An 8,150-nucleotide genomic window follows, 5' to 3' on the forward strand; every position below is an offset into this window, starting at 1 on the left:
ACCTAGCGCGCCGCGAGGAGACGCCGGACGGCACCCGATGGTCGATGCCCGCCGCGCTGCCGTTGCCTGGCGACCTGCTCCCCCTGGACGCCGACCTCGCCCAGCGGCTCGATGGGATCCGCTGGACCTTGCGCACCGGCCCGCTCGTCGACGAGCTCATCAACCACTTGGTCGACGATCTGGGCGAACCACAGGAGATCCTCACCTCCCTGGACCGGCTTGCGGCAGCCACAGGCCAGGACGTCGACGACGTCCGGCTCGCTCTCGCGGAACTCGTGAAATCCGGGGACGCCCAGGTGCAGCGCGGCGAGGAGCCGGCCGACGCGGAGCGCCTGGAGGCCCACCGCCGCTTCCGCCTGGTCATGGACTGGGAGCACTTCCACGAGAAGCGCATCCAGGTCAGCCGCGGTGACTGAGGCCGCGCACGACACCGTGGGGACCAGCGACACGCGCCTGATCGTGCTCCGAGGCAACAGCGCCTCGGGCAAGTCGTCCGTCGCGGCCGGCCTGCGCGAAAAGTTCGGACGCAACCTCGCCATCGTCGCCCAGGACAACCTCCGCCGGATCGTGCTGCGCGAACGAGACCGGCCCGGCGGCGCCAACATCGGCCTGATCGACCTCACGGCCCGCTACGCCCTCGACAACGGCTTCCACGTCGTCGTCGAAGGCATCCTCTACGCCGACCGCTACGGCACGATGCTCCAGGACCTGGTGCGCGCCCACCGGGGCGTCACACGGTGCTACCTACCTCCACGTGCCCTTCGAGGAGACAGCGCTCCGGCACGCGACGAAACCAGACGCTGAGTACCTCGCGCACGTCAACGAGGGCCACCTACGCGACTGGTATCGAGAGAAGGACCTGCTCCCCAACGGCCTGGAGACCGTTATCGACGCGGCCAGCACCCTGGACGACACGGTCCAACAGATCCTCTCCGAGAGCGGCCTGGACGGCATTCTCCCGATCGACCGCTGAGGGGCGCCACCGCAGGTACGGTCATCATCACGGCACCGACGACGGCACACACCACCGGACCCAGGGGGCAATGGGCGTGGAGAACGGATCGCAGAGCATCCCGTGGGGCGGCGAGTGGCGACATCGCCTCCGCTCCGATGCCGAGATGGATCTCGTGCGCTCGTGGATGCGCCGTGTCGAATGCCCGACCTGCAAGGCAGCCGCAGGACGGGCCTGCCGCACCGCGGGCGGCCGCCCGACCAACGAACACCGTGCACGCCGTGACGCCGTCGGCCCCATCCCGTACGCGAAGTGGCGAAAGGAGGGCCTCATCCCGGAGCAGCGGAGGTACACGATTCCGGCCGTGCTCAAGGAGTCGGAGAAGGCCCGCGCCGACTTCAACGTGGACACCGCCCTGGCCGATGGTGTGGCGGTCGTCCGGATGTTCCTCGCCGACCGGCTCGGGTTGTTCCTCCAGGGCGAGGAGGCCATGGACCGCATCGACGACGCCGTGCGCAAACTGATCGAGGTCCGCGGCCCGGTGGGAACGGCCGACGTGGTCACTGTCCTCGCCGGCCAAGTCGCCTCGCTGCTGGCTGCGAGCGCCGGACCCGACGGCGATCCGGAGGCTCTGTTCGACACGATGATCCGCGCGCAGATCGACATGGTCCGCAGGATGAATGCGATCGAGAAGGAACGAGCCGACGGCTGAGCGGCCGGTCAACACTGATGCAGTGCCACCCACTCCTCCCGCCGATCGAAGGGATGAGCTGTGCCCGGCCGACCTGAAATCGTCTGCATCTGCGGCTCTACCCGGTTCGTGGACGAGATGCGTGCGGTGAACCGTGATCTGACCTTCGCCGGGGTCATCGTTGTCGCGCCAGGCGAAGCGGATGGGCCGGTCACCGACGAGCAGAAGGCGGCGCTGGACGCCCTCCATCTGCGCAAGATCGACCTGGCAGACCGGGTTCTGGTCGTCAACCCTGGCGGGTACATCGGCGAGTCCACGAGCAGGGAGATCGACTACTCCCACGCCACCGGCAAGCCGGTTTCGTTCACTCATCCCGCCCCCGCTACAACGTAGTTCGCCGGGGGAGCACCCCGAAGATCCCAGGGCCTACACGCACGCCAGTGCGATGCCGCAGCTCAAAACTCCCGGGCATCGCACCCCAGTGCGTGTAGGGCTTGGGAGCGGTGCCGCCGGCCCCGGACAGCGAAGGACCCCGGGCCGCTCGTGCGCCCCGGGGTCCTGTCGCCCGTCTCACCGCCGCCGCTCACCAGTCGTCAGGTGCGCTGCCCACCCACGCGATCGGCCGGCCCTCGCTGTTGCGGCCCCAGTGCGGTTCCTCCATCGAGGTCTCGTGACCGTCGGGCAGCACGCAGATCCGCCCCCAGCGGCCGTGCTTGCCCCCACAGAGCCCGGCGAGCCCGTCCGCGTCGCCCTCCGCCACGGGCCTGGTCGTAGCGGTCCTGGAACGGCTGGAGACGGGCGCACAGCTCCATGCCCAGATCCGTTTCCGCCGCCTCAACACGGGCCCGCGCCTCCCGCACCCTCGGGTCGGACAGCACAGCCGAGATGACGTCCTCCGCCTCCGCGAAGGCCCTGGTGCGGGCGTGCCGCCGCACGGCGTCCTGTACCCGCCGCTCCGCGGCCTCCTGGTCGCTCGCGCTCATCACGCCGCTCCTTCCGTGGCTGCCCACTCCAGCCCGAGGCCGGCGAGCCCGGCTGTGACGTAGCTGTTGCGCCTGCTTATTGATCTTGTTTGTGGCCTGTTGTTGCTCAGTTGTACTGAGCGGTATGCCTGTTCCGTGGGGGAGGCTTACGCGGGGCCGTGGTGTCGATGACGGGCGGTATGTGGGATGAGCTGGGTGTTTATAGCTGCGCAGTGAGTTGAGCGTGGTGGCGGTTTTTGCGCAGGGTGGTTGGCGCGTCTATAGGTACGGGAGTTGTCGGCCTGTTCTGTCAGGGCTGGGCAGCGAGGGGTGTGGTTGGTTCAGCGGGTGGCGAGGCGTTGCCGGAGCAGGTCGTGGTCGGCGGGTGCGAGGCGGGGCAGTTGGAGGCGGCCGGCGAGGTGGTGGAGGAAAGCGGTCTGCTGCGCGCGTGTCAGGGGGTGCGGGGGCAGGCGGTCGAGGGCTGCGGCGAGGGTGAGGGTCTCCGGGTAGGTGATCAGTTCCCGGCAGGTCAGGGCTGGGGAGGCGGGGCTCGGGGGGATGTGGGGGTTGGCGGCGGTGAGCTGGTGCAGGCGCATCCGCCAGCGCTGGTGCAGGTGTTGGTGGTGGTCGTACCAGCGTGTCGTGATCGTCGATGCCCAGCTCAGGGAGACCGGTGTCGCCGGGCGGCGCGCGCTCAGGTGGGCTTGGGTGAGTTCGGGGACGGCTCGGATGTCGAGGGGCGCGGGATGCCGGGGGTCACTCGATGCCTGCTGGTGGCGGGTGCAGATCATGATCCGGGGCAGGTGTGGCGGCGGGTGGATCCACGCGGGGGCTGCCGTTGTTCAACGACACTCAAGATGCCTATGTGGGCGGTGGGTTGAAGGCATGCTGTGTGCCGACGGGTTCGGACGCATGTCTGCGCGACTGTGGTGTTCGTTGGCGGCGACACCTTGCCGATGAGGAGGGCATGCGAAGGCCCTCCCGGCAAACTCTTGGCCGAGTCCGGGAGGGCCGTGGAGCGCGCGGAGGCGCCGGTGCTCACGGTAGAGGCGGACGCGGTCAGGGTCGAGGCCCGGCTGAGAGCGGGCAGGGTCGAGTGTCCGGATTGCGGTGGTGTGCTCGCGCCGTGGGGCTGGGCGAGGCATCGCGTGCTGCGGGACGCGCGGGGTGTGGTGAGGGTGCGGCCGCGGCGGGCCCGCTGCGCGGGCTGTGGGGGTTCGCATGTGCTTCTCCCGGTGTTCATGCTGGTCAGGCGGGTGGACTTGGCGGACGTGATCGGGTCTGCGCTGGCGTGGAAGGCGGCCGGGGCCGGGGCGAGGACGATCGCTGCGGCTCTGGGCCGGCCGGTGGACACGGTGCGGGGCTGGCTGCGGCGGTTCGGCAGGCGGGCTGAGCACGTTCGCGTGTACTTCACCGTGCTGCTGGTCGACACCGGCCCCGATCCGATCCCGCCCGCCGCGTCGGTGAGCGTCTTCGCCGACGCGGTGTCCGCGGTGGTCGGGGCCTGGAAGGCCGCGGCCTCGCGCTGGCCGGACATCGGCGAGGTGTCGCCGTGGCAGCTGGCCGCGGCCACCAGCCGGGGCCGGTTGCTGTCGCCGGCCTGGCCGTGATCGCCGATCAACACCAACTGCCTCTGATTTTCGGCGGGTTGTTCCTGACAGCCTCGGCGGGCCCATGCCTGTGACGAGACGTCAGGAAGGTGGACGTGACGAAGAACAACGACGACGAGGGCACCCGCACCGAGCGGGCCAGACGGATCGGCCTGTTCCGCTACATGCTCATCCGCGAGGCCGCCGACCCGAGCCTGACCGGCCGCCAGCGCGGTGCGCTGGTGCGCAGGCTGGCCCAGCAGGAGCACATCGACGCCGATGGCCGGCCGGTGCGGATCACCCGGTGGACGCTGGACCGCTGGATATTGGAGTGGCGCCAGGGCGGGTTCGACGCGCTGGTGCCCTCCCCGCGCCAGTGCCAGCCCCGCACCCCGCCCGAGGTGGTCGAGCTGGCGATGGCCTTGAAGAAGGAGAACCCGGACCGAACGGCAGCGCAGGCCGACACCGCCGCCGAGGGCTGAGCCGATGGCAAAGCCCCTGGCCACAGGCGACTGGGCGGTGTTCCTGAAAGAGCTGCACGGCTTCTTCGAAGCCTGCGGCGAGGACGTGGACGAGGCGCTGGCCGCCCACTTCGGCTTCGACACCGCCGTCGACTGGATCACCGCCGGGCTGGAGCTGGCCACCGAACACCTCCAGCCCTCAACCTCGAACTGACCGGAGAAGCAACGTGATTGAGAAACTGCAGGCCCACTACGGGTTCGAGCGCATGCCGTTCGGCCGCAACCTCGCGCCGGGCATGCTGCACCGGCACGACTCCCACAACCAGGCCGTCGCCCGGATCTCCTGGTGCATCGCCGAACGCTCCATCGGCGTGGTCACCGGCGAGGTCGGCGCCGGCAAGACCGTCTCCGTCCGCACCTGCCTGGACGCCCTCGACCCATCGAAATACAGCGTCGTCTACATCCCCAACCCGATGATCGGGGTCCGCGGCATCCACGAAGTGATCGTGAACACCTTCGGCCAGACCCCCTCCCACCTGGGCTCCCGTCTGACCGTCCAGACCGGCAAGGTCCTGCTGGCCGAACGCGAGGAACGCGGACGCACCCCCGTCCTCGTCATCGACGAAGCCCACCTGATGTCCTACGAACAGCTGGAATCCATCCGCATGCTCACCAACCAGGGCATGGACCAGGACTCCCCGCTGTCCTGCCTGCTGGTCGGCCAGCCCACCCTCAGACGCACCATGAAACTCGCCGTCCTGGCCGCACTCGAACAGCGCACCGCCCTGCGCTACACGATGCCGGGCATGACCTCCACCGAGACCACCAGCTACGTCGCCCACCACCTGAAGATCGCCGGGCGTCCGGACCAGCTGTTCACCGAGGACGCCCTCACACTGATCCACACGACCTCGCGCGGCTACCCGCGAGCGCGGTCAACAACCTCTCCCTCCAAGCCCTCGTCGCCGCCTTCGCCACCGGCAAGAACCTCGTCGACGAGGCCGCCGCCCGCGCGTCCGTGAGCGAGGTGGTCGGCGACTGAGAACTCACCCCGTCCGGCCGGGAACCGGTGGCCGAGCTTGCGGACCGGCCACCGGGTCTGCAGGCTTCTTCGCTCCGGATGCGCACGGTCGCGGATGCGCATGCTCGGATGTGGGGTGGATGCCAGCAGGAAGGAAGGCCAACCATGATCCTCCCGAAGGTCAGAGACCCTCGCTTCGTGACGATCCGCCGCGGTGGGACCCTCACTGATGCGGATCACCATCTCCTCGCCCTTTGGGCGGCGGCCTGCGCGGAACACGTCCTTGACCTCTTCGAGTCGGCTCAGCCCGAGGACCCACGACCCCGGCAGGCGATCGAGCATGCCCGCGCCTGGGTGCGTGGCGAGGTCAAGATGATGCAGGCCCGCGCGGCGGGCGGCCATGCAATGGGCGCGGCCCGGGACCTGCGTGGCGCAGCACGGCATGCTGCTTACGCCGCCGGCCAGGCCGCAGTCGTCGCACACGTCGCCGCGCACGAGCTCGGTGCGGCTGCCTACGCGATCAAGGCCGCACGCGCTGCCGCGCCAAAAGACGAGAGTGAGGCTGCAAGGCGACTGGAGTGCCAGTGGCAGCGCGACCAGCTCCCGGAGGCGATTCGCGAGCTCGTACTTGACGACCAGCGATTGCGCAACGGCATCTGCTGGTCGGTGTTCGACTGCTGAGGCTGATCAACCGGCACCGTGCCGAAGAAAACGACACCTCACCGACGACGGCCCCGCCGGAACACCAACCGGCGGGGCGTCGCCGTCAGAGTCCGTCGGCATCGTGAACGCCGCCCTCGTCGGCATTTTCAACGCCGGGCAACAGTGCGCGGGTGAGGTGTGTGAGGGGGATCCGCGTGAAGGCGGACAGGCGGCGGGCGGCTTCGGCGCTGAGGCGGATCTCGGCGGCGGGCGGGGCGTGCTCGGTGCCGGTGACGGTGGTTGCGAGTCCGTCGAGGAGTTGGGCGGGGCTGAGGCGGTAGGTGGTGGCGAGGCGGGTGAGGTAGGAGGCGGTGGCCTCGCCTGGCAGCGGCCGTACGCGCAGAGGGCCGGGCACGGATGGCCACATGGTGGCGGCCCTCACCGGGGGCGATGGCCTGGTTGCGGCCGGGGAGGTCACCGGCCGCTGGGGCGGGTACGGCGGCGGGCGGGATTGCGGGGCCGGTAGTGCTCTTCGGCGAGATGGTCGAGCGCGATGCCGTCCAGCAGCCCTTTGGTAATGCGTTCGCTGCTGTCGAGGATGGCTTCGATGGCCGCTTGGCGGATCAGGCGGGAGAGGCTGCCGATCCGTCCGGCGGTCCGCTCGTGCAGGTAGGAGGCCAGCTTCGGAAGGCTGCCCGCCCGGTGGGCGTGCAGGTCGAGGGCCTGCTCTAGTGTCCTGAGTCTTAGAAAAGCTACATTTCTAGGGTTTGGGGTTCGGTAGGCGGTTCAGGTAGCCGGCGAGGCGTTCGAAGATCTCGTCGGCGGACTTGGTCCAGGTGAACGGCTTGGGGTCTTCGTTCCAGTGGGCGATCCAGTCACGGATGTCTTTCTCCAGTACCTGGACGTTCTTGTGGACACCGCGCCGGATCTGCTTGTCCGTCAGCAGGCCGAACCAGCGCTCGACCTGGTTGAGCCAGGAGGAACTGGTGGGCGTGAAGTGCATGTGGAACCGCGGGTGCGCCAGCAGCCACTTCTGGATGGCGGGGGTCTTGTGGGTGGCGTAGTTGTCGCAGATCAGGTGGACGTCGAGTTCGGCGGGGACTTCCCTGTCGAGCCTGGCGAGGAACTTCTTGAACTCGACGGCACGGTGGCGGCGGTGCAGGGAGCCGATGACCTCGCCGGTGGCGGCGTTGAGCGCCGCGAACAAGGTGGTGACGCCGCCGCGCAGGTAGTCGTGGGTGCGGCGCTCGGGCATGCCGGGCATCATCGGCAGCACCGGGGCCGAGCGGTCGAGCGCCTGTATCTGTGATTTCTCGTCGACGCAGAGCACGACGGCGCGCTCAGGCGGATCCAGGTACAGGCCCACCACGTCGCGGACCTTCTCGATGAACTGCGGGTCCTTGCTCAGCTTGAAGGTGTCGACCTGGTGCGGCTTGAGGCCGAAGGTGCGCCAGATCCGCGAGATGGTCGACTGGCTCAGCCCGCTCTGCTTCGCCATCTCGCGGGTGGACCAGTGCGTGGCGCCTCTCGGCGTCGTCTCCAGGGTCCGCACGATCACGTCCTCGACGTGCTCGTCGGTCACTGTGCGGGCAGGCCCTGGCCGTTTCTCGTCGGCCAGGCCCTCGAGCCGGCTGGCCGCGAACCGCTTGCGCCACGTGGCCACCGTGGTCGGATGGATGCCGAGGTCCGCGCCGACCTGGGTGTTCGACAGCCCGTCAGCACACGCCAGGACGATCCGGCACCGCAGCGCCAGAGCCTGCGCGGACGTCGCCCTCCGCGACCAGCGCAGCAACGTCTCACGCTCGTCATCCGTCAGGACCACTTCGACCGTC

At 69.3% G+C, this 8,150-nt stretch carries 11 protein-coding genes and 3 pseudogenes; 9 read left to right on the top strand and 5 right to left on the bottom strand.

All coding sequences use genetic code 11. From position 1 onward, the window contains the following. The 4 genes and pseudogenes from SZN_RS33290 to SZN_RS33305 form a co-directional block, all read left to right on the top strand. On the top strand, positions 1–416 hold a 416-nt coding region (locus SZN_RS33290; RefSeq protein ID WP_007503822.1), incomplete at its 5' end, for a DUF6042 family protein. Then, positions 409–973: pseudogene (locus tag SZN_RS33295) on the top strand (AAA family ATPase). The gene SZN_RS33290 and the pseudogene SZN_RS33295, both read left to right, overlap by 8 nt. Before the next feature lie 145 nt (positions 974–1,118). Beyond that, on the top strand, positions 1,119–1,664 hold the full coding sequence (locus tag SZN_RS33300) for a zinc finger domain-containing protein (RefSeq protein ID WP_244313463.1): 546 nt from the start codon (positions 1,119–1,121) through the stop codon (positions 1,662–1,664). A 60-nt stretch (positions 1,665–1,724) separates the two neighbouring features. After that, on the top strand, positions 1,725–2,036 hold the full coding sequence (locus SZN_RS33305; protein ID WP_007503827.1) for a hypothetical protein: 312 nt from the start codon (positions 1,725–1,727) through the stop codon (positions 2,034–2,036). Positions 2,037–2,226: 190 nt separating this feature from the next. Here the strand turns inward: SZN_RS33305 and SZN_RS42975 are convergent, their stop codons facing one another. Then, positions 2,227–2,403, bottom strand: coding sequence for a hypothetical protein (locus SZN_RS42975; protein ID WP_007503829.1), 177 nt, complete (start codon positions 2,401–2,403; stop codon positions 2,227–2,229). Between the two features lie 543 nt (positions 2,404–2,946). Beyond that, positions 2,947–3,396, bottom strand: a complete 450-nt coding sequence (locus tag SZN_RS33315; RefSeq protein ID WP_007503831.1) for a hypothetical protein — start codon at positions 3,394–3,396, stop codon at positions 2,947–2,949. A 444-nt stretch (positions 3,397–3,840) separates the two neighbouring features. Between SZN_RS33315 and SZN_RS33320 the strand changes: the two genes are divergently transcribed. The 5 genes and pseudogenes from SZN_RS33320 to SZN_RS33340 all read left to right on the top strand — a co-directional run bounded on the left by SZN_RS33320 (position 3,841) and on the right by SZN_RS33340 (position 6,357). Beyond that, positions 3,841–4,215: a hypothetical protein gene (locus SZN_RS33320; RefSeq protein ID WP_208865887.1), complete on the top strand. Its 375-nt coding sequence runs from the start codon at positions 3,841–3,843 to the stop codon at positions 4,213–4,215. Between the two features lie 95 nt (positions 4,216–4,310). Continuing rightward, a pseudogene (locus SZN_RS33325) lies at positions 4,311–4,652 on the top strand (helix-turn-helix domain-containing protein); the annotation flags it as partial. Positions 4,653–4,680: 28 nt separating this feature from the next. After that, entirely contained in the window at positions 4,681–4,869 is a 189-nt protein-coding gene (locus tag SZN_RS33330) for a hypothetical protein (RefSeq protein WP_007503838.1), read from the top strand. 13 nt (positions 4,870–4,882) lie between these two features. Then, positions 4,883–5,677 carry an ExeA family protein gene (locus SZN_RS33335; protein WP_007503839.1) on the top strand — a complete coding sequence of 265 codons (795 nt, stop codon included), beginning with the start codon at positions 4,883–4,885 and terminating at the stop codon, positions 5,675–5,677. A 164-nt stretch (positions 5,678–5,841) separates the two neighbouring features. Next, the gene (locus SZN_RS33340; RefSeq protein ID WP_007503841.1) at positions 5,842–6,357 is read left to right on the top strand and encodes a putative immunity protein; all 516 of its coding nucleotides are present in this window, start codon (positions 5,842–5,844) and stop codon (positions 6,355–6,357) included. An 85-nt stretch (positions 6,358–6,442) separates the two neighbouring features. Here SZN_RS33340 and SZN_RS33345 read toward each other — a convergent pair whose 3' ends face one another. The 3 genes and pseudogenes from SZN_RS33345 to SZN_RS33355 all read right to left on the bottom strand — a co-directional run bounded on the left by SZN_RS33345 (position 6,443) and on the right by SZN_RS33355 (position 8,140). Then, on the bottom strand, positions 6,443–6,733 hold the full coding sequence (locus SZN_RS33345) for a TniQ family protein (RefSeq protein ID WP_043734392.1): 291 nt from the start codon (positions 6,731–6,733) through the stop codon (positions 6,443–6,445). Between the two features lie 59 nt (positions 6,734–6,792). After that, positions 6,793–7,050, bottom strand: a pseudogene (locus tag SZN_RS42980) (TniB family NTP-binding protein); the annotation flags it as partial. A 28-nt stretch (positions 7,051–7,078) separates the two neighbouring features. Then, the gene (locus SZN_RS33355; RefSeq protein WP_043734394.1) at positions 7,079–8,140 is read right to left on the bottom strand and encodes an IS630 family transposase; all 1,062 of its coding nucleotides are present in this window, start codon (positions 8,138–8,140) and stop codon (positions 7,079–7,081) included. Between the last annotated feature and the right edge of the window lie 10 nt (positions 8,141–8,150).

Source organism: Streptomyces zinciresistens K42 (assembly GCF_000225525.1).
Lineage (GTDB): Bacteria > Actinomycetota > Actinomycetes > Streptomycetales > Streptomycetaceae > Streptomyces > Streptomyces zinciresistens.